Consider the following 19,432-nt stretch of genomic DNA (forward strand, 5'->3'; position numbering starts at 1 on the left):
GAAGTGGAAGCAAGTGCTTCGAATGCGAAGCACAGTAGGATGGGCCCATGACGCGCACGCCGCCCCCGCTGGACCCCACGCAGCTGGCGGCGTACTTCGCCCTCATCGAGGCGAGCAGCCTGCTGCGGCACGCGGTCGAGCAGCAGCTGCGGGACGCCGGCGACCTCAGCTACGTGCAGTTCCAGCTCCTCGCCACCCTCGGCGACGCACCGGCGGGGTGCGCGCGGATGACCGACCTCGCCGACGGCGTCGTCTACAGCCGCAGCGGGCTGACCTACCAGGCGCAGACGCTGGAGAAGCGGGGGCTCGTCACCCGGACGCCGTCCGCCGACGACGAGCGCAGTGTCACCGTCACCATCACCGCGGACGGGCGGGCGGTGCTCGCGGCGGTCTTCCCGGGGCACGTCGCCGTCCTCGACGACCTGCTGTTCGCGGCCCTGTCCCGCGCGGACGTCGAGACGCTCGCCGACGTCCTCGGCCGTGCGCGGGACCACATGCGCCGGACGCCGCCGCGGTCGGCCGCGTCCCGGCGGCGCAGGAGGACGGCCGGGACGGACGACGCCTCCTAGGTGTACCCACGGGCGGGACCGTGCTCGTGCACCGCCGGCCCGACACCCTCGCCGGCTACGGGTGCCGGACGGCCGGACGCCCGAGGACTACCCGCGCCGACCCGTGCCGCGCTCCTGCGCCGCCGCCGTCTCGAAGACGTCCGCGAGCCCGCTGATGACCTCCGCGTAGTACGGGAGCTGCTCGACGCGGACGGACCGGTCGTCGGGGTCGGTGACTGCCGCGAGCAGCTCGAGCATCGTCACCGCGCCGCGTCCGGCCACCGTCATCGGCTCGGTCGCGAGGTACAGGTGCACGCTGATCCGCAGGGACGAGACGAGGGCGACGGCGAGCTCCGGGTCGTGGACGCCGGCTCGGACGTCGGCCGCGAGCACCCGCACCGCCCGGGCGTTCCGCGCGATCTCCGCCAGCCGCGCCCGCCGGACCTGCTCCACGTCCGCCTCGCCCGTCACCGGGGCCAGGAGCGTCGTCGCCAGCCGCCCGCCGGCGAGGTCGAAGGCCGCCGTCGCGAGCTTCTCCGCCCCGGCGTACCCGGCCACGACACCGGCCACCGCACCCGCCGGAGGGGCGACGACCGCGACGACGGCGCCCGCCGCTGCGGAGACGAGGAGCGGGAGGAGAGCGCGCGCACCCGTACGGATCGACGCTCGCAGGCGACGTCGTGCGCTCCGGGCCTCGTGCGGGAGGGCGTCCGCGAGCTCCTCGGTGTCCTGCTCGAGGCGCGCCACGAAGAGGTCGAGGGACTCGCGGAGCGCACGCATGGTCGTGCCGGGCACCTCGTCCTCGTCGAGCAGCGCCGAGGCCAGGGCGTGCTGGAGCCGGGCGGACAGCCGCTCGGCCGTCGGCGGCGGCTCGTGCCCGAGGTGGTCGAGCAGGACGGCGAGGTCCTCGTCGAGCAGCAGGGCGGCCAGCTCGCGGACCTGGGGGTCAGCGCGCACGAGCGCCCAGCGCTCGGCGTCCGCCTCGTCCCGCTCGGCCCGGAAGCGGTCGGCGAGGTGCTTCGCGACGGCGAGCACGGCGCTTCCCGCCTGCTGGAGCAGCTCGTCACGGACGCGCGAGTCGGCGAGCCGCTCCCTGCGCAGCAGCTCACGTGCCCGGTGCAGGTGGCCGGCGCTCGCGACGAGCGCCGGCATGTCGTCCCGCTCGCGGTCCGCCGCGGGTGGTGCCTGCGCGTGCGTCCCCGGCGGCGGGCCCGCGGGCCGTGCCGGCTGCGCGACCGGGGGCGCCGGCGCCGTGGCCGTCGCCGTCCCCCGGGGCGCCCGCTTCCGAGGCGGCGGTGCGGGTGCGGCCCGTCCGGCTCCCGACATCGGCAACCCCTCACGTGAGCGGTCATGAGGAACCCACGATCCTCCTCCGGGGGCCGCGTGGGAACCCGTCGGCGGGCGTGCCCGTCCGGCCCTGGTGCCCACGGGGCGACGCTGGGACGATCGCCGCCATGACCGCGACGCTGCCCGCCCTGCCCGGTCTCGCGCAGGTCGTCGAGCGCGAGTACGCGAGCTGGGGCCGGCGTCTCGTCGCCGCACTGCTCGACTCGGCGGTGCTCGGCGCGGTGGCGTGGTTCGTCGGCGGCGAGCGGTTCGCGGCGCCGACGCTGCAGCCGATGTTCGAGGCCGGGGTCGGCGCGACCGACCCCGGCCTCGAGCCGTGGAGCTCGTCGGCGGTGCTCGTCGGGGCGTGGCTGCTGATGCTCGTCCTGCAGGGCCTCACCGGGCAGACGCCCGGCCGGCGCGTCATGGGCATCGCGGTCGTCCGCACCGCCGACGGCCGCGGGCCCGCGGACGGGCCGCCCGGCGTCCTGCGCTCGGTGGCGCGGTGGTTCGCGCACCTGCTCGACGCGATCCTCCTCGTGGGCTACCTGCGACCGCTGTGGCACCGCGAGCGGCGCACGTTCGCCGACAGCCTCCTTGCGACCGCGGTCGTCCGGCGCCCGACCGACCGCGGCACGGGCTCGGCGACGCGCCGCGGTGCGCTCGCCGTCACGGCCGGGGCGTACGTCCTGGTGACGGTCGGGATCGCGGCGGGCGTGAGCGTCGGGTCGTCGGGCGGGATGAGCCGCGACGCCGAGGCCGCGTGCGTGCTCGAGCCGCAGGACCCCGCGGCGCCGGTGCGGGTCGACGGCATCCTGCTCGCGCGCGAGACCGAGTGGCACCGGACGCACCGCCTGTGGCCGTGGGCGGGCGACGAGCGGCGCGAGGAGCGCACGTTCCTCGCGCTCGACGTGTCGTGGCAGGGCGGCGGCACCGGTGACCCCGAGGACACGCTCCTGGTCCGCACGACGACGTCGGGCGGGGGCACGGTCGACCACGAGGTCCCGCTGAGCGACGGCTGGGCCCCCGTCCGCGTCGAGCGCGCTCCCGACGGCGCCGTCGACGTCGCCGTCGTGCTCGACGGGCGCGCGCTCACCTCGTGCTCGGCCACGCTCGGACCGGTCGCCTGACACGCGCCGGCGCCGCGACCCACCGGGTCGCGGCGCCGGGCCGGCGGAGGTGGGACCGGTCGCCCGGCCCCACCCGTCGCGTCACCGCTGCAGCGTCAGCAGCCCCGGCCGGTACGGCAGCGCGCCGTAGTCGCCGCCCGAGCTGGGCGAGCGGCCCTGGTAGAGCAGCTGCAGGTTGCACGGGTCGACCGTCATGGTCTGGTCCGCGCTGGTGCGCAGCAGCTCGCCGTGGCTGATGTCGTTGGTCCACGTGGCGCCGCTGTTGGCCTTGCCCGCGAACGGGTTGGACTCGCTCGCGGCCTGCGGCGTCCACTGCCCGTCGAGGCTCGTGGCCGTGAAGGACCGGAAGTACCGGCCCTGCGCGCCCATGGCCTCGACGATCATGAGGTACCGCTGCTGGCCCGCGAGCTTGTAGACCTGCACGGCCTCGAACAGGTTGGCCTGCGTGTCGGTCATGATCGTCGTGTAGCTGGACCCGAAGCTGCCCGGGAAGTTCCCGATCGGCATGCTCGCGCGGTAGATCCGCCCGTTGTCGCCGGCGAAGAACAGGTACATGTTCCGGTCGTCACCGATGAGCGCCTGGTCGATCGGTCCGGTGCCGGAGCTCGTGATCGAGCCGGTGAACAGGGTCTGGTGCGCGCCCCAGCTGTTCGGGTCGGACGGGTTGGTCGACGTCCGGTAGGAGAACGCCGGGCCGCCCCACTGGTACGCCAGCACCCACACGTTCTTCGGCGCGAACCAGAACAGCGACGGCGCCACGGCCGTGAACGGCATCGACCGCTGCTGCGCCGAGGCCATCTGTGACCAGCTCGAGAACGGCGCGAAGGCCGTCGACTGCCACGCCGAGCCCGTGTTCGTCGTCGCGTAGACGAGCTGCTGGCCGTTGTACGGCGCGACCGTGAAGTCCTTGAGCGACACCCAGCCGGACCGCGGCTGCGCGAGCACGCCGGAGTCGCGCCAGCGGTAGGACGAGGGGAGCGAGCACGTGCCCGTCGGGGGCGTCGTGGTGGTCGGCGAGGGTGTCGGGTTCGGGGTGCTCCCGCCGCCCACCCGCACGAGCTGCCACTGCTGGTTCGCCCCGCCCCACGGCGCGTACTGGACGACGGCCGCGCCGTCCGCGGTGGAGGCGCCCTGCACCTCGACGGCCTTGCCGGACTGCCGCCCGATCAGCGTCACGTAGCCGCCCGAGACGTCCTGCAGCCGGAACTGCTGGTTGGTCTGGTTGCGGTCGGTGTACTGCGTGATCGCGGCGCCGTCGGCGGTCGACCAGTTGTAGACGTCCAGCACCTTGCCGGACAGGCGCGACTTCAGGCGGTACCAGCCGTCGCCCGAGTCGACGAACTGCCACTGCTGCTGCGCGCCGTCGTTGCGCGTCCACTGGACGATGCGGGCGCCGTCGGTGGTCGCGAGGTTGTAGACGTCGAGGGCCTTGCCGCTGCCGCGGTTGACGAGCACGTAGGACGCGTTCGTGTCGACGGTCGCGGCGGACGCGGCCGGCGCGGCGACGACCGCGAGGACGCTCGCCGCGACGGCCGTGGCCGTCGCCACGAGCGCGGCGACCCAGCGCCGCCGTCCGCGGGCGGGCCGCGCGGCCCGGGGTGCACGTGCTGGTCTCATGGTGCTCTCCTTCGAGTCATCAGGGGACGGACCGTCGGCGGGCGACGGCGGGGGACGCCGGTCTGCACCGATGTAGGTCCCGTCCGCGACCGTCGTCGGTCGCGGATTGTTAGCCTTAACATTGCCCGCCCCAGAGGTCCGTTCCAAGCGGTTCGTCCCCTGATTAAGCGTTTCGACGCCCGTTGGTGTGACGACGCCGGCCGCGCGGTCCGGTACCGCGCCGAGTCTGCGCCGGGAGCGGCGGCCCGGTCCGCCGGCCCCTACCCTGTGCTTCGGCGCACGTCCGACCGGCGGGCGCCTCGGCACGGACGAAGGTGGCGGCGCGCATGCCCGGTGGACTCGCAGCACTCCTCGACGACGTCGCGGCGCTCGCGAAGCTCGCGGCGGCGTCCATCGACGACGTCGGCGCCGCCGCCGGCCGCGCGGGCGCGAAGGCCGCGGGTGTCGTCATCGACGACACCGCCGTGACCCCGCGGTACGTGCACGGCGTCACGGCGAACCGCGAGCTGCCGATGATCTGGGCCATCGCGCGCGGCTCGCTGCGCAACAAGCTCCTGTTCATCCTCCCCGCGGCCCTGCTGCTCAGCCAGTTCCTGCCGTGGCTGCTCACGCCGATCCTCATGCTCGGCGGCACCTACCTCGCGTTCGAGGGCGCCGAGAAAGTGTGGGAGGCGCTGCGCGGCAACAAGGCGGCGGAGCGCGCCGTCGCGGCCGTCGAGCAGGGCCCCGAGGCCGAGAAGAAGATGGTCGCGGGCGCCGTGCGCACCGACTTCATCCTGTCCGCCGAGATCATGGTCATCGCGCTCAACGAGGTCGCGGACCAGGCGTTCGTGGCCCGCGCGGTCTCCCTCGTGGTCGTCGCGATCGCGATCACCGTGCTCGTCTACGGCGTGGTCGCGCTCATCGTGAAGATGGACGACATCGGCCTGCGGCTCGCGAGGACGCGCAGCGGTGCGGTCGCCGGCCTCGGGCGCGGGCTCGTGACGGCGATGCCCAAGGTCATGGCGGTGCTCTCGACCGTCGGCATCGCGGCGATGCTGTGGGTCGGCGGGCACATCCTGCTCGTCGGCGTCGACGAGCTCGGCTGGCACGGCCTGTACGACGTCGTGCACCACCTCGAGGAGGCCGTGCACGGCGTCGAGGGCGTCGGCGGGTTCCTCGCCTGGCTCGTCAACACGCTCGCGTCCGCGCTGATCGGCCTCGTCGTCGGCGGCGTCGTCGCGCTGGTGGTCCACCAGGTCCACAAGCGGCGGGGGCACGCGCACACCGACGCGGCGCACTGACGCCACCGCGCCTGTCACATCCGGCCCTCCCGCTCCGTCGGTCCTGCGACGGCCGCCGACCCGGCGGCCCAGGACCCGGAGGACCCCATGGCACGCATCACCCCGCCCGCCCGGCAGCGCACCTCGACGCGGCTGGTCGCCGCCGTCACCCGCAGGATGTTCGGCCGCACGTTGGAGCCGGGCACGGTGACCGCGCACCACCGCGGCGTGTTCTGGTCGCAGCTCGCCGGCGAGGCGATCCTGATGAGGTCGCGCCACCACCTGCCCGACCGGCTGCGCGACCTCGTCCAGCACCGCGTGGCCGTCGTCATCGGCTGCCCGTGGTGCATCGACTTCGGCGCGATGCTCGCGTTGCGCGGCGGCGTGGGCGCGCAGGACCTGCTCGCCGTCCCCGACTACGCCTCGTCGCCGCTGTTCACCGCCGCGGAGAAGCGCGCGCTCGCGTTCGCCGACGCGGCGACCGCGACGCCGCCGCAGGTCACCGACGCCCAGGTCGCGGCGCTGCGCGACGAGCTCGGGGACGCCGGCGTGGTCGAGCTCGCCCACCTCGTCGCCCTGGAGAACCAGCGCTCGCGCCTCAACCACGCGCTCGGCATCCCGGCGCAGGGGTTCACCGACGCCGACGTCTGCGCGCTGCCCGGGGTCGCGTCCCGGTGACGCCCGCCGGCGCGGCGGACGGCCTCAGGCGTCCGCCGCGCCGGCGGCCGCGAGCTTGTCGGGGTTCCGCACGACCTCGATGCCGTGCACGAGCCCGTCCGCGCCGACCCGCGGCACGACGACCGTGAGGCCGGCCTCGGCGCGGCTGCCCGGCAGCGGGACGACGCGCACGACCACGCCGAGCTCGCCGTTGACCAGCGCCGTCCACGCGCCGACCTCGGCGTCCAGCGCGAGCCGCCGCAGGCCGACGAGGAACCGCGACACCTTGTCCGCCCCCACGACCGGGCGCAGCGCCGCGCTGACGCGGCCGCCGCCGTCCGAGGTGAGCACGACGCCCGGTGCGAGCACGCCGACCACCGCGGGCAGGTCGCCCGTGAGCACGGCTCGCAGGAACCGCTCGACCACGACGCGCTGCGCGCCGACGGGTGCCGCCGGCGGGGGCGCGTCCGCCTGCACGACCCGCCGGGCGCGGACCGCGAGCTGCCGGGCGTTCGCGCCGGTCGTCCCGAGCACGCTCGCGACCTGGTCGAACGGGACGTCGAGGGCGTCGTGCAGGACGAACGCCACGCGCTGCTCGGGCGTCAGCCGCTCGAGCACGGCGAGCAGCGCCAGGCGCAGCGACTCGTCGACCTCCGCCACGTCGTCGGGGCCGGGCGCGGTGCTGACGACCGGCTCGGGGAGCCAGGGCCCGACGTACCGCTCGCGCTGCGCGCGCACGGCCCGCAGCCGGTCCAGGCACAGCCGCGACGTGACCGTGGTCAGCCAGGCGGCCAGGTTCGCGATGCCGGCGCGGTCCTGCCGGGCGAGCCGCAGCCACGCCTCCTGCACGACGTCCTCGGCGTCGTGCACGCTGCCGAGCATCCGGTACGCGAGCCCGACCAGGCGCGACCGCTCGGCCGCGAACTCGGCGGCCGGGTCGGGGCCGACGGCGTCGCCGCGCGTCGCGTCCGTCTCGTCCGTCATGGCAGCACCCTCACCCGGCGAGCGCGGCGATCGACGCCACCGAGATCGCGACGATCACCGCGTTGAACACGAAGGCGGCGAGCGCCTGGCCGGTGACGGTGCGGCGGAGCGCGCTGCTCGTCACCTCGACGTCCGTCGTGCCGAACGTCGTGCCGACGGACACGGCCACGTACAGGTAGTCGGTGAAGACGCGCGGTCCGTCGCCGGGGAACCGCATGCCGCCGTCGGCCGCGTCGCGGCGCAGGTAGTCGACGGCGTAGGTGAGCACCATCGTCGCCCACGCCGTCACGATGAGCAGGAGGCAGATCGCCACCAGCAGCGCCGCCGGCAGCGCGCTGGGGAGGTCGCCGGCCTGCGGCAGCACGACGACCGCTGCGGCCATCGCCCCCGCGCCGACGCTCAGCGCGGCCCCCGCCCCCGGCTCGGCGACGAGCAGCCAGCGGTGCACCAGCCCGCGGCGCGGCATGGCGGCGGCCGCGCGGGTCACCGCGGTCGCGGGGGCGGGCAGGTAGACGGCGAGCGTCAGCGCCACGTACAGGAGCTGGTAGGCGCCGAGGACGACCAGCACGCTGTCGACGACGGTCCAGGGCCGTCCGTCGTCGTCCCGCAGCCCGAGGACCAGCACGATCGCGACGGCCCCGGCGAGGTACGAGCGGGCGCTCTCGGCGAGGAAGCGGTCGCGCCACCCGTGGGGTCCGGCGGCCCGCCGCCACGCGCCCCGGGTCCACGCCCGCAGGCCCGCAGCCCGCCGGGGGTGCTCCTCACGTCCGCCTCGCACGCCAGGACCCTAACCGTGCGCCGGGCGTGCCCGGGGCGCCGCACGGGGCGTGGACGGGACGACGTCCGGGAGGGCGACGTCCGGGAGGTGCGAGGTGCGCGGGACGGCGAGGGATGGGCGAGGTCCTGCCGCGCCCTCGCCGGCCCGGCGTCACCAGAGCGGCAGGCCCGGCGGGACGTCGGGACGCGGGGCGAGGCGGGCCGTCGGCGCCGTCGCGAACGGCGTCGTGTCCGGTGCGCACGCCGAGCCGTCGGCGGGCGGCACGCCCGTCACGAAGTACGTCGCGATGTGCTCGTCGACGCACACGCTCTTGCCGATCGTGGTGTGGCCCCACCCCTCGAGCGTCAGCAGGTGGCCGCCCGGGAACAGGTCGCGGTACGGCTCGGTCTGCCGGTAGGGCGTCGCGGGGTCGAAGCGGGTGCCGACGACGAGCACGGGTGCGGTCGTCGTCTGCTGCCACGAGCCGGTGAAGGCGTCGGCGTCCTGCACGGCCCACGCCTCGCAGGGCAGGCCCACCCAGCCGCGGTACCGCCCGAAGTACGGCGCCTGCGCCTCGTGCTCGTCGATCAGCCGCGGGTACCGGTCGACGCGCCCGTTCGACGCCGTGTCGACGCACAGGCTCGCCAGCGCGCCGCCGTAGGGGGACGGGTACTCCTCGCCGCGCAGCCGCGCACCGAGCACGGACCGGGTGCCGGTGGCGGCGGACGCGACGGCGGCCGGGTCGGGGGAGGGGGCGGCGAGCGCCGCGAGCAGCCCCGCGAGGTCGAGCCAGCCGGCCGGGGAGTACAGCGCCTGGTAGGTCGCGGCGACGGCGATCTGCTGCGTCACGAGCAGCGTCGTGCCGTCCGGCAGCGGCACCTCGACGGGCTGCGTCGCGAGCCGCTCGAACGTCGCGTACGCGACGGCGGCGGGGTCGCCGAGCGCGGCCAGCGGGCACGCCTCCGGCCCGGCCTCGGCGCACAGCCGGGCGAACTCGCGGAACGTCTCGTCCGTCCCGAGGCCCTGCCGGATGCGGATGCCGAGCGGCACGGAGGGTGCGGCGTCCCCGGTGCCGGTGCCGGTCCACGCCACCGGGTCGACGGTCCCGTCCAGCAGGAACCGCCCCACCCGGTCCGGGAACAGGCGCGCGTACGTGGCGCCGAGGAACGTGCCGTAGCTGTACCCCGCGTAGTGCAGCCGCTCGTCGCCGACCGCCTGGCGCAGCAGGTCCATGTCGCGCGCCACGTTCGCGGTCGACGCGGTCGCGAACCGGACCGGCGACGTGACCTGGCAGCGGGCGGCGAGCGCGACGCCCTCGAGCGTGTGCCGCACCTCCTCGCGCGGGGTGATCGGGTACGGCTGGGCGAGCAGCGGGGACGCGGCCTCCTCGGCGGCCGTGCGGAAGCACGTCGCGGGGTCGGAGCCGGCCACGGCGCGCGGGTCGAACCCGAGCACGTCGTAGCGGGCCAGGACGTCCGCCGGGTAGATCGCCTGGGCTCCCTGCTGCACGAACTGCACGCCGCTGCCGCCCGGCCCGCCGGGGTTCGTGAACAGCGTGCCGATGCGCTCCGCCGGGTCGCCGCTCGCCGGCAGGAGCGTCAGCGCGATCGTCGTCGTGGCGCCGCGCGGGCGGTCGTGGTCGCGGGGGACCTCCGCGGTCGTGCACAGGAAGCCCTCGAGCCCCTCGCCGCACGGCTGCCAGTCGAGCACGGGGACGGGCGGGATCGGGGCGGCCGGTGCCGGCGCAGCGGCGGCGGGCGGCAGCGCGAGCGCCGTCGTGAGGAGGGTGGCGGCCAGGAGCGCGAGCCCCCCGGTCCGGCGCGCGGCGGTCATGGTGGCTCCCGGTCGTCGGCGGTCGGTGCGTCCACCATGCCGACCGCGCGGGCCCGTGCCAACCCCCTCGTGCCGAATCGGTCAGTCACAGATGAGACGTCCCATCTTTGACCAATGTCACAAATGCGTCACGACTCGTTCCCATTCGGGCGATCCGGGCGAATACTGGCGCCGCGAACGACCCGGTGAGGCAGTGCACTCGACAAGGGAGTCCCCGTGAACCGTCGCAACCTCGCAGCCCTGTCCCTGGTTTCGGCCCTCCTCGTGGCCACGGCGTGCTCCGGCGGCGGGGGTGACGGGGGCGGGTCGGGCGAGTCCGGCGGCGACGTCACGCTGACCTACTGGGCGAGCAACCAGGGGACGAGCCTCGACGACGACCGCGAGGTGCTCACCCCGGTGCTCGAGGACTTCACCGAGCAGACCGGCATCGCGGTCGACCTGGAGGTCATCGGCTGGAGCGACCTGCAGACGCGCATCCAGACGGCCGTGACGTCGGGGCAGGCGCCCGACGTGGTCAACATCGGCAACACCTGGGCGGTGTCGCTGCAGGCCACGGGCGCGTTCCTGCCGTTCGACGACGCCGCGATGGAGACGATCGGCGGCGCGGACAAGTTCGTCGAGACGGCCCTCGAGACGGGCGGCGCCGAGGGCACCGACCCGACGTCCGTGCCCCTGTACGGCCTGGCGTACGGGCTGTACTACAACCGCGCGATGTTCGAGCGGGCGGGGCTGGAGCCGCCGACGACGTGGGAGGAGATGGTGTCCGCCGCGCAGGCGCTCACCGACCCCGACGCCGGCGTGTACGGCATGGCGCTCGCCGCCGGCAGCTACACCGAGAACAACCACTTCGCGTTCATCAACGCCACGCAGAACGGCGCCGAGCTGTTCGACGACGACGGCAACCCGACGTTCACGGAGGACGGCGTGGTCGACGGCATCGTGCGCTACCTCGACCTCATGCAGAGCGACGACGTGGTCAACCCGTCCAACGCGCAGTACGACAACGCGAGCCTCGCCGTCGCCGACTTCGCGACCGGCAAGGCCGCGATGATCCTCAACCAGAACAACGCGAACGCCACCATCGAGGCCAACGGCATGTCGCCCGACCAGTACGGCGTCGTGCCGTTCCCCGCGCCGGCGGACGCGCCCAGCGACGTCGCCAGCCACGTGGCCGGCATCAACATGTCGGTGTTCGCCAACACCGAGCACCCCGACGAGGCGCTGCAGCTCGTCGCGCACATGACGAGCGAGGAGGTGCAGACCACGCTCGGCAAGCCGTTCTCGTCGCTGCCGGTGCTCAAGGACGCCGAGGCGGTCTTCACCGAGGACGCCGAGCAGGCCGAGATCTTCACGCAGATCTACAACGAGCGGTCCGCCCCGCTGCCGCTCGTGCCGGCCGAGGACCAGTTCGAGACGACCGTCGGCCAGGCCATGAACCGCATGTTCGCGACCGTCGCGACGGGCGGCACCGTGACCGCCGACGACGTCCGGGAGGCCATGCAGGCCGCCCAGGACCAGGTGCAGGCGTCGGTCGGCTAGGCGCATGGCGACGACCACGTCCCCGGCCCCGCCGCGCCCGACGACCCGCAGCCCGGAGCCCCGCCGCCGGCGGCGGGCCGGGTGGTGGCTGCCGTTCGCGCTGGTCGCGCCGGCGGTGCTCCTCGAGCTGCTGATCCACCTCGTGCCGATGCTCACGGGGATCTGGGTGAGCTTCACGCAGCTGACCCGGTTCTTCATCCGCAGCTGGACCGAGGCGCCGTTCGTCGGGCTGCGCAACTACCAGGTCGCGCTGGACGTCGACGGCGCGGTCGGGCGCGGGCTGCTCAGCTCGTTCCTCATCACCTGCGCGTACACGGTGATCGTCGTCGGCGTCTCCTGGGCGCTCGGCATGGCGGCGGCCGTCGCGCTGCAGCGGCGGTTCCGCGGGCGGGCGTTCTTCCGCACGCTCTTCCTCGTGCCGTACGCGCTGCCCGTGTACGCGGGCATCGTCACGTGGAACTTCATGCTGCAGCGCGACACGGGCGTCATCAACCACCTGCTCGTGGAGGACCTCGGCGTGCTCGACGAGCGGCCGTTCTGGCTCATCGGCGGACGGGCGTTCGTGTCGATCCTCGTCGTGGCGGTGTGGCGCCTGTGGCCGTTCGCGTTCCTCATGCTGACCGCCGGGCTGCAGTCCGTGCCGGACGACATCTACGAGGCGGCCGCGATGGACGGCGCGCACGCGTTCCGGTCCTGGTGCTCGATCACGCTGCCGATGCTGCGGCCGGTCAACACCGTGCTGGTGCTCGTCATGTTCCTGTGGGTGTTCAACGACTTCAACACCCCGTACGTGCTGTTCGGCACGTCGCAACCACCGGCGGGCGACCTCATCTCGTTCCACATCTACAACGCCTCGTTCCTCACGTGGAACTTCGGCGCCGGCGCCGCGATGTCGGTGCTGCTGCTGCTGTTCCTGCTGCTCGTGACCGGGGTGTACCTGCTCCTGGTGAACCGGAGGTCGCGCCGTGCATGACACCCGCGCGTTCCAGGTGTTCCGCGCCGTCGTGGTCACCGTCCTCGCCGTCGTCACGCTGCTGCCGCTCTACGTCATGGCGACGACGTCGCTGAAGCCGCTGCAGGACGTGCGCGGCGCGTTCTCGTGGTGGCCGACGAACCTCACGCTGCAGCCGTTCGTCGACATGTGGACGACCGTGCCCCTGGCCCGGTACTTCCTCAACAGCCTCGTCGTGTCGTCGGCGGCGACGATCGCGAGCCTCGTCATCGCGATCTTCGCCTCGTACGCCGTGTCCCGGTACCGGTTCCGCGGGCGGACGGTCTTCACGACCACCGTGCTGTCGACGCAGATGTTCCCCGGCGTGCTGTTCCTGCTGCCGCTGTTCATCATCTTCGTCAACCTCGAGCAGGGCACGGGCGTGCAGCTCGTCGGGACGCGCATCGGGCTGATCATCACCTACCTGACGTTCTCGCTGCCGTTCTCCATCTGGATGCTGTCGGGCTACCTCGACAACATCCCGCAGGAGCTCGACGAGGCGGCGCGCGTCGACGGGTGCTCGCCGATCGGCGCGCTGCTGCGCGTGGTGCTGCCCGCCGCACGCCCGGGCGTCATCGCCGTCGCCATCTACGCGTTCATGACGGCATGGGGCGAGGTGCTGTTCGCGTCCGTCATGACGACGGAGGAGAACCGCACGCTGGCGGTCGGCATCCGGCAGTACTCGACGCAGACCAACGTGTACTGGAACGAGATCATGGCGGCCTCGCTCGTGGTCAGCGTGCCCGTCGTCATCGGGTTCCTGCTGCTGCAGCGGCACTTCGTCGCCGGGCTGACCGCGGGCGCGGTGAAGTGAGCGCGCGCGGGTGGGCGCCGGTGGGGTAGCCGCCGGCGGGTGACGGGTGCGCCGGGCCGCCCGCGCGCGGCCCGGCGTCCCCGTCGCTAGGGTCGGGACGACCTGGCACCGGCGGCGATGAGGTGGCGATGCACCGGACCTCCGACGACGTCGCGCTCGAGGCGGCGCTCGACCCGCTGGTCGTCGCGCTGGACGTCGGGTCGACGGCGACCCGCGGCGGCGTGCACGACGCCGCCGGGCGCCCCGTGCGCGGGCTGCAGCACAAGGTGCCGCACGCGTTCACGGTCGCGCCGGACGGCACGTCCGTCATCGACCCGGAGCAGGTCGTCGACGAGATCGGGCGCGTCCTCGACGCCGTGACCGCCGACCGGGCCCTCGGCACGCGCGTCGCCGGCGTCGCGCTCGACACGTTCGCGGCGTCGCTCGTCGCCGTCGACGCGGGCGGGCAGGCGCTCACGCCGTGCCTCACGTACGCCGACTCGCGGTGCGCCGGGGCGGTCGCCACCCTGCGGGACGAGCTCGACGAGGCGGCCGTGCAGCAGCGCACCGGCACCCGCATCCACACCAGCTACCACGCGCCGCGGCTGCGCTGGCTCGCCGCGGCCGAGCCGCGCGTCGTCGCCGCGACGGCCGGCTGGTGGTCGCTGGGCGAGTACGTGCTGCACCGGCTCGTCGGCGTCGCGCTCGCGGGCACGTCGACCGTCGCGTGGACCGGGCTGCTCGACCGCCGCACCGGCGCGCTCGACCCCGAGCTGCTCGCCGCCGCCGACGTCGACCCCGGGCACTTCTCGCCGCCGCGGGACATGACCGAGCCGCTGCCGGCGGCCGCCCCCGCGCGCTGGCCGGCGCTGGCGCACGCGGTGTGGTTCCCCGTCATCACCGACGGCTACGCGAGCAACGCCGGCGCCGGCGCGACCGACCCGACGGTCGCCGCGGCGTCGACCGCCACGAGCGGCGCCCTGCGGGTCCTGCTCGACGGACCGGCCGACCCGCTCCCGTTCGGCCTCTGGAACTACCGCGTCGCCACCGGCCGCACGCTGCTGGGCGGGGCGATCAACGACGTCGGCCGTGCGGTCAGCTGGGCGCAGGCCACGCTGCGCCTCGGCGACGACCCCGACGCCGTCCTCACCGCGCCGCCCACCGACGCGACCCCGCTCGTGCTGCCGTACCTCACCGGTGAGCGCGCACCCGGCTGGGTCGGCGACGCGCGCGCCGTGCTGACCGGTGTCACCGCGGCCACCGACGCGGACGCGCTGTTCCGCGGGGTCGTCGAGGGCGTCGCCGTGACGTACGCGCGCGTCGCCGACGAGCTGGCACCGGCGGCACCGCAGGTCGTCGAGGTCGCCGCGTCCGGCCGCGTCTCCAACGACCGGCCCGCGTGGCTCCAGGTGCTCGCCGACGTCCTCGCGCGACCGGTGACCCACGTGACGCGCAAGCGCGCGACCCAGCGCGGCACGGCGCTGCTCGCCCTCGACGTCCTCGCCCCCGACGTGCCGCGCGCGCTCCGCGCGACCGGCGCGACGTACGAGCCGCGCGCCGCCCACGCGGACCACTACGCGGAGCGCCGCGCGCAGTTCGCGCAGGTCTACGACACGCTGCTGCGCGTCTGACGCCGCGCTGCGGCGGGACCCGCACCGCCGGCGGGGTGTGCAGCGGTGGTCACGCGCGGCGCGACGAACGCTGCACGCCCCGTGGCGGGCGCAGGCGGACGGTCAGCGGGTCGGGGCCGCGGTGGGGTCCGTGGAGGCCCAGCCCCAGGCCTCGAGCGGGGACTGGCCGGCCACGACGCGCAGCGCGGCGGTCGGCACGCGGACGGCCGCCGGCGCGGGGCGGGCGACGCCGAGCGCGATCGCGAGGGAGCGGTCGCCGGCGTGCCGGACGTCGACGGTGGGGGCGGCGGTGGTCGTGCTCATGGCGGTCCTTCGAGGCGTGCGCAGCGCGGGGCGGGTGCTCCCGTCCCCGTCGCATCGGGCGGCGCCCGCGCACGGTTGAGTGCTCCGCGCGGATCGGCCGGACGACGTGGGACACAACACCCAGGCGCCGCGACCGAGCGGCGCCGACCGGTCCGGCGACGCGCCGCCCGCGCACGCCACCGGCTCCCGTGAAGCCTTGCGGACACCCCGTGTCCCCAACGCTGCACGAGCCGGTCGCGGATCCGGTGCCACGAGTCGCCCGTCACGGTGCGACGGCTTCACCCGTGCGCGTCCGGCGGGCGACGGGTCCCGGTGCGGGCGCACCGCGCGGTGCCGGGCGGGGGCGGTCCGGGGACGGGCCGGCGGTGTCAGCCCGCGAAGGGGAGGACCGGCCTGCCCGGCACCTCGACGCGCACGCGGAACAGCGCGCCGGCCTCCGGCTCCGGGTCGTCGAGGTTCTCGCGCGACGTGGACACGTACAGGTCGCGCAGGTCCGGGCCGCCGAGCGTGCACGCCGTCACGAGCCGCACCGGCAGCTCGACCTCGGTCAGCGTCGCGCCGGCGGGCGACACGCACCGCACGCGGCCGTCGCCGTTCAGCGCGACCCACACGTTGCCGGCCGAGTCGACGGTGAGCCCGTCGGGGCTCTCGTCCTCGCCGGAGACGAACGGCCGGCGGCCGGTCAGGCGCCCGTCGACGACGTCGAAGACGTCGGTGCGTCCCGTCGACGTGTCGTCGTAGTAGGCCAGCGTGCCGTCGGGGGAGAAGTCGATGCCGTTGGAGATCGTGACGTCGTCGAGGACGACCTCGACGTCGAGGTCGGGCGTGATCCGGTAGAGGTGCGCGCCGCCCGGCGTGACGTCGTACGGCATGGACCCGGCGTACAGGGCGCCGGTCGGGTCGCACCCGCCCTCGTTCATGCGCACGCCGGGGTCGGACCAGAGCTCCGGCAGCGGCGTCGGCACGGCGTCGGGTCCGTCCGCCAGCCCGATGCCGCGCTGCAGGCCCACGACGTACCCGCCGCGCGTGCGCGGCCGGACGAACGCCGCGACCTCGCCGACGTGCAGGCGGTCGACCGTGCCGTCGTCGCGCAGCGTGAGCAGGTCGCCCGCCAGCAGGTCGACCCAGCGCAGGCCGCCCCACGTCGGTGACCAGCACGGGCCCTCGCCGTGGTAGGCGACGGCGTCGGTGACCTGCTCGGCTCGCAGCACGGTGCTCCTCGGTGCTCGGTGGGGTTCCGAGCCTCGCCCGCCGGGCGCGCGTCCGCAACGCCGGGCCCGGAGCGCGCGTCGGGGAGGTGCTCCCGCACCCGGCAGGATGGGCCCATGACCGCGACCGTCCAGGCCCGTGGGGTCGCCGCCGGCTTCGGCGACCGTCAGCTGTTCGCCGGCCTCGACCTCGTCGTCGCGCCGGGGGACGTGATCGGGCTCGTCGGTCCCAACGGCGCCGGCAAGACGACGCTGCTGCGGATCCTCGCGGGGCGTCGCGCCCCCGAGGCGGGCGCCGTCACGCTGTCGCCGCCGACCGCGCAGGTCGGCTACCTCGTCCAGGAGGTCGAGCGGCACGACGGCGAGAGCGTGCGCGCGTTCCTCGAGCGCCGCACCGGCGTGCTCGACGCGCAGGCGGAGATGGACGCGGCGTCGCACGCGCTCGCGGACGGCGCCCCCGGCGCGGACGACCGGTTCGCGCAGGCCCTCGAGCGGTGGATGGCGCTGGGTGGCGCGGACCTCGACGCGCGGCTCGGCGTCGTCGCGGACGACCTCGGGCTCGCCGTGGACCTCGACCTGCCGATGACGGCGCTGTCGGGCGGGCAGGCCGCGCGGGTCGGGCTGGCGGCGCTGCTGCTGTCCCGGTTCGACCTCTACCTGCTCGACGAGCCGACCAACGACCTCGACGCCGACGGCCTCGACCGGCTGGAGGAGTTCGTCGCGCGGGCGCAGGCGCCGGTGGTCGTCGTCAGCCACGACCGCGAGTTCCTGGCGCGCACCGTCACCACCGTCGTCGAGATCGACCGCAGCCTGCAGCGCGTCGCCACGTACGGCGGCTCGTACGACGCCTACCTCGAGGAGCGCTCGACGGCCCGCCGCCAGGCGCGCGAGGCGTACGAGGAGTACGCGGCGCGGCGCGAGGCCCTGCAGGCACGGGCCCGCACGCAGCGCGCGTGGATGGAGAAGGGCGTGCGCAACGCCCGGCGCAAGGCCACCGACAACGACAAGAACGTCCGGCACCACCGCGGCGAGACGTCGGAGAAGCAGGCGGCGAAGGCTCGGCAGAGCGACCGCATGCTCGAGCGGCTCGAGGTCGTGGAGGAGCCGCGCAAGGAGTGGCAGCTGCGCATGAGCATCGCGACGGCGCCGCGGTCGGGGGCCGTCGTGGCGACGGCGCGCGGGGCGGTCGTGCGGCGCGGCGCGTTCGTGCTCGGCCCGGTGGACTCCCAGCTCGACTGGCAGGACCGGGTGGCCGTCACCGGGCCCAACGGCGCCGGGAAGTCGACGCTGCTGGCGCTGCTGCTGGGACGGCTGACGCCCGACGAGGGCAGCGCCGCGCTGGGCCCGGGCGTGCTCGTCGGCGAGGTCGACCAGGCGCGCGCGGCGTTCGAGGGCGACGCCCCCGTCGGCGAGGCGTTCGCGCGGCAGGTGCCGGACTGGACGACCGCCGACGTGCGCACGCTCCTCGCGAAGTTCGGGCTCGCCGGGCACCAGGTGGGACGGCCGGCGTCGTCGCTGTCGCCCGGCGAGCGGACCCGGGCGGCGCTGGCGCTGCTGCAGGCGCGCGGCGTGAACCTGCTCGTGCTCGACGAGCCGACGAACCACCTCGACCTGCCCGCCATCGAGCAGCTCGAGCAGGCGCTGGAGTCGTTCGACGGCACCGTCCTGCTCGTCACGCACGACCGGCGGATGCTCGACACCGTGCGGCTGACGCGGCGCTGGCACGTGGAGGACGGGCGCGTCACCGAGGTCGCGCCGGACTGACGCGCCCGGCCGACGCCGGGGCGGAGCCGGCGGGTCGTCCTGGCAGGATGCGCGCGTGGTCCCCGACGACGCGACGACGACCGTCCCCACCCCGCCCGCCGCAGCGCCCGACGCGTCCCCGGCCGCCCGCGAACTCGCGCGCGTCCTCGACGCCGACGGCGGCCCGGCGCCCGACGCGCTGCACACGGCCCTCGAGGACGCCCTCGACGAGGCGGTCGCCACCGACGTCGCGACGGGCGTCGCCACCGAGGTCGCGACGGACGTCGACGCCGGACGCACCGCCCGGACCGCGGCCGACGACCTCCTCGCCGACTGGGCCGGCAAGGTCGTCGCCGCGTACCCGCGCCCGTCCTACCCGCTGGCGAGCGAGTGGGACGCGTCCGTGCAGGGACTCGTGCGGCTCGTGCCGCTGCTGCCGCGGTTCGCGACGGCGCCGCTCGGGCTGCTCGACCGGTTCGGCGCCGTGACGGTCGGGCCGGAGCGCGTCGGCCTGGACGGCACGGACGTCGACTGGTCGCGGGTCGTCGAGATCCGGACCGAGCCCGCGTGGACGTGCCTGTCGGCCGCGGCGTTCGAGGCGGACCTCGCGCGGTTCGTGACGTTCGTGCCGCCCGTGCCGGGACGCGGCTGGCTGCTGCGCCGCGTCAGCGAGCTGCTGATGTCGCTGTACCTGGCGGTGCTGCCGGTCGGGTCCGGGGACGACGGCGCCGACGGAGCGCCCCTCGACGCCCTCCGCACCGACCCCGCCCTGACCGACGGGGTCGGCCTCCTCGAGCACGTCGTCACCTCCATCACCTACACGCGGCGGTGGGGGCAGGGCGAGGCGACGGTCAGCGTGCCGTCCGCGCTGCTGCAGCTGGCGCTGCCCGGCACGGCGGACGCCGTCGTCCGCACCGCCCGCCAGCACGGTGTCACGGTCACGCACGTCCCCGCCGAGGGGACGAGCGTCGGCGCCGTCATCACGCGCGGGGAGACGTGGCGCCGCACCGCCCTCGACCTCCGCGACGACCTGACCCGCCGCTGGCGCCCCTGACCCGCCGGCCCCGACCCCGCCGCCCCGGACGGGGCCGATCGGGCGCCCGCCGACAC

At 75.3% G+C, this 19,432-nt stretch carries 17 protein-coding genes; 10 read left to right on the top strand and 7 right to left on the bottom strand.

What is annotated here, in order from left to right:
* Positions 1-47 precede the first annotated feature (47 nt).
* Positions 48-569, top strand: coding sequence for a MarR family winged helix-turn-helix transcriptional regulator (locus tag AB6N23_RS02510; protein ID WP_412864446.1), 522 nt, complete (start codon positions 48-50; stop codon positions 567-569).
* Between the two features lie 87 nt (positions 570-656).
* Here AB6N23_RS02510 and AB6N23_RS02515 read toward each other — a convergent pair whose 3' ends face one another.
* The gene (locus AB6N23_RS02515) at positions 657-1,700 is read right to left on the bottom strand and encodes a hypothetical protein (protein ID WP_412864448.1); all 1,044 of its coding nucleotides are present in this window, start codon (positions 1,698-1,700) and stop codon (positions 657-659) included.
* 302 nt (positions 1,701-2,002) lie between these two features.
* On the opposite strand from AB6N23_RS02515, the gene AB6N23_RS02520 reads away from it, so the two are divergent.
* Positions 2,003-3,004, top strand: coding sequence for an RDD family protein (locus tag AB6N23_RS02520; RefSeq protein WP_412864450.1), 1,002 nt, complete (start codon positions 2,003-2,005; stop codon positions 3,002-3,004).
* 81 nt (positions 3,005-3,085) lie between these two features.
* Here AB6N23_RS02520 and AB6N23_RS02525 read toward each other — a convergent pair whose 3' ends face one another.
* Positions 3,086-4,621, bottom strand: coding sequence for a non-reducing end alpha-L-arabinofuranosidase family hydrolase (locus tag AB6N23_RS02525; RefSeq protein WP_412864452.1), 1,536 nt, complete (start codon positions 4,619-4,621; stop codon positions 3,086-3,088).
* 326 nt (positions 4,622-4,947) lie between these two features.
* Here AB6N23_RS02525 and AB6N23_RS02530 point away from each other — a divergent pair, with 326 nt between their 5' ends.
* Positions 4,948-5,904, top strand: a complete 957-nt coding sequence (locus AB6N23_RS02530) for a DUF808 domain-containing protein (RefSeq protein ID WP_412864454.1) — start codon at positions 4,948-4,950, stop codon at positions 5,902-5,904.
* Between the two features lie 87 nt (positions 5,905-5,991).
* Positions 5,992-6,561, top strand: coding sequence for a carboxymuconolactone decarboxylase family protein (locus AB6N23_RS02535; protein ID WP_412864456.1), 570 nt, complete (start codon positions 5,992-5,994; stop codon positions 6,559-6,561).
* Between the two features lie 24 nt (positions 6,562-6,585).
* Here the strand turns inward: AB6N23_RS02535 and sigJ are convergent, their stop codons facing one another.
* The 3 genes from sigJ to AB6N23_RS02550 form a co-directional block, all read right to left on the bottom strand.
* Positions 6,586-7,524, bottom strand: coding sequence for an RNA polymerase sigma factor SigJ (gene sigJ / locus AB6N23_RS02540; RefSeq protein ID WP_412864458.1), 939 nt, complete (start codon positions 7,522-7,524; stop codon positions 6,586-6,588).
* Between the two features lie 10 nt (positions 7,525-7,534).
* Positions 7,535-8,302 (bottom strand): DUF1345 domain-containing protein, encoded by a 768-nt coding sequence (locus AB6N23_RS02545; RefSeq protein WP_412864460.1) that lies wholly within the window; start codon positions 8,300-8,302, stop codon positions 7,535-7,537.
* Between the two features lie 150 nt (positions 8,303-8,452).
* Entirely contained in the window at positions 8,453-10,114 is a 1,662-nt protein-coding gene (locus AB6N23_RS02550) for an alpha/beta hydrolase (RefSeq protein WP_412864462.1), read from the bottom strand.
* Between the two features lie 216 nt (positions 10,115-10,330).
* On the opposite strand from AB6N23_RS02550, the gene AB6N23_RS02555 reads away from it, so the two are divergent.
* The 4 genes from AB6N23_RS02555 (at position 10,331) to AB6N23_RS02570 (ending at position 15,068) form a co-directional block, all read left to right on the top strand.
* On the top strand, positions 10,331-11,653 hold the full coding sequence (locus AB6N23_RS02555) for an ABC transporter substrate-binding protein (protein ID WP_412864464.1): 1,323 nt from the start codon (positions 10,331-10,333) through the stop codon (positions 11,651-11,653).
* A gap of 4 nt (positions 11,654-11,657) precedes the next feature.
* Positions 11,658-12,626: a carbohydrate ABC transporter permease gene (locus AB6N23_RS02560; protein WP_412864466.1), complete on the top strand. Its 969-nt coding sequence runs from the start codon at positions 11,658-11,660 to the stop codon at positions 12,624-12,626.
* Positions 12,619-13,458, top strand: coding sequence for a carbohydrate ABC transporter permease (locus AB6N23_RS02565; protein ID WP_412864468.1), 840 nt, complete (start codon positions 12,619-12,621; stop codon positions 13,456-13,458). Before AB6N23_RS02560 ends, AB6N23_RS02565 begins: the two co-directional genes overlap by 8 nt.
* 128 nt (positions 13,459-13,586) lie before the next feature.
* A complete protein-coding gene (locus AB6N23_RS02570; RefSeq protein ID WP_412864470.1) occupies positions 13,587-15,068 on the top strand; it encodes an FGGY family carbohydrate kinase in 1,482 nt (493 codons plus the stop codon).
* A 102-nt stretch (positions 15,069-15,170) separates the two neighbouring features.
* On the opposite strand, the gene AB6N23_RS02575 is transcribed toward AB6N23_RS02570, so the two are convergent.
* A complete protein-coding gene (locus AB6N23_RS02575; RefSeq protein WP_412864471.1) occupies positions 15,171-15,371 on the bottom strand; it encodes a hypothetical protein in 201 nt (66 codons plus the stop codon).
* Positions 15,372-15,739: 368 nt separating this feature from the next.
* Positions 15,740-16,582: an SMP-30/gluconolactonase/LRE family protein gene (locus AB6N23_RS02580; RefSeq protein ID WP_412864473.1), complete on the bottom strand. Its 843-nt coding sequence runs from the start codon at positions 16,580-16,582 to the stop codon at positions 15,740-15,742.
* 114 nt (positions 16,583-16,696) lie between these two features.
* Here AB6N23_RS02580 and AB6N23_RS02585 point away from each other — a divergent pair, with 114 nt between their 5' ends.
* Both AB6N23_RS02585 and AB6N23_RS02590 read left to right on the top strand, forming a co-directional pair.
* On the top strand, positions 16,697-18,343 hold the full coding sequence (locus tag AB6N23_RS02585; protein WP_412864475.1) for an ABC-F family ATP-binding cassette domain-containing protein: 1,647 nt from the start codon (positions 16,697-16,699) through the stop codon (positions 18,341-18,343).
* Between the two features lie 55 nt (positions 18,344-18,398).
* Positions 18,399-19,376, top strand: coding sequence for a hypothetical protein (locus AB6N23_RS02590; RefSeq protein WP_412864477.1), 978 nt, complete (start codon positions 18,399-18,401; stop codon positions 19,374-19,376).
* The last annotated feature ends 56 nt before the right edge of the window (positions 19,377-19,432 follow it).

It is taken from the genome of Cellulomonas pasadenensis (assembly GCF_047229365.1).
In the GTDB taxonomy this organism is placed as follows: Bacteria; Actinomycetota; Actinomycetes; order Actinomycetales; family Cellulomonadaceae; genus Cellulomonas.

Excerpts from the sequence above, each read along its gene's own strand:
- AB6N23_RS02510 (WP_412864446.1), top strand. The coding sequence starts at position 48 with ATGACGCGCACGCCGCCCCCGCTGGACCCCACGCAGCTGGCGGCGTAC.
- AB6N23_RS02515 (WP_412864448.1), bottom strand. The coding sequence starts at position 1,700 with ATGCCGGCGCTCGTCGCGAGCGCCGGCCACCTGCACCGGGCACGTGAG.
- AB6N23_RS02520 (WP_412864450.1), top strand. The coding sequence starts at position 2,003 with ATGACCGCGACGCTGCCCGCCCTGCCCGGTCTCGCGCAGGTCGTCGAG.
- AB6N23_RS02525 (WP_412864452.1), bottom strand. The coding sequence starts at position 4,621 with ATGAGACCAGCACGTGCACCCCGGGCCGCGCGGCCCGCCCGCGGACGG.
- AB6N23_RS02530 (WP_412864454.1), top strand. The coding sequence starts at position 4,948 with ATGCCCGGTGGACTCGCAGCACTCCTCGACGACGTCGCGGCGCTCGCG.
- AB6N23_RS02535 (WP_412864456.1), top strand. The coding sequence starts at position 5,992 with ATGGCACGCATCACCCCGCCCGCCCGGCAGCGCACCTCGACGCGGCTG.
- sigJ (WP_412864458.1), bottom strand. The coding sequence starts at position 7,524 with ATGACGGACGAGACGGACGCGACGCGCGGCGACGCCGTCGGCCCCGAC.
- AB6N23_RS02550 (WP_412864462.1), bottom strand. The coding sequence starts at position 10,114 with ATGACCGCCGCGCGCCGGACCGGGGGGCTCGCGCTCCTGGCCGCCACC.
- AB6N23_RS02560 (WP_412864466.1), top strand. The coding sequence starts at position 11,658 with ATGGCGACGACCACGTCCCCGGCCCCGCCGCGCCCGACGACCCGCAGC.
- AB6N23_RS02570 (WP_412864470.1), top strand. The coding sequence starts at position 13,587 with ATGCACCGGACCTCCGACGACGTCGCGCTCGAGGCGGCGCTCGACCCG.
- AB6N23_RS02575 (WP_412864471.1), bottom strand. The coding sequence starts at position 15,371 with ATGAGCACGACCACCGCCGCCCCCACCGTCGACGTCCGGCACGCCGGC.
- AB6N23_RS02585 (WP_412864475.1), top strand. The coding sequence starts at position 16,697 with ATGACCGCGACCGTCCAGGCCCGTGGGGTCGCCGCCGGCTTCGGCGAC.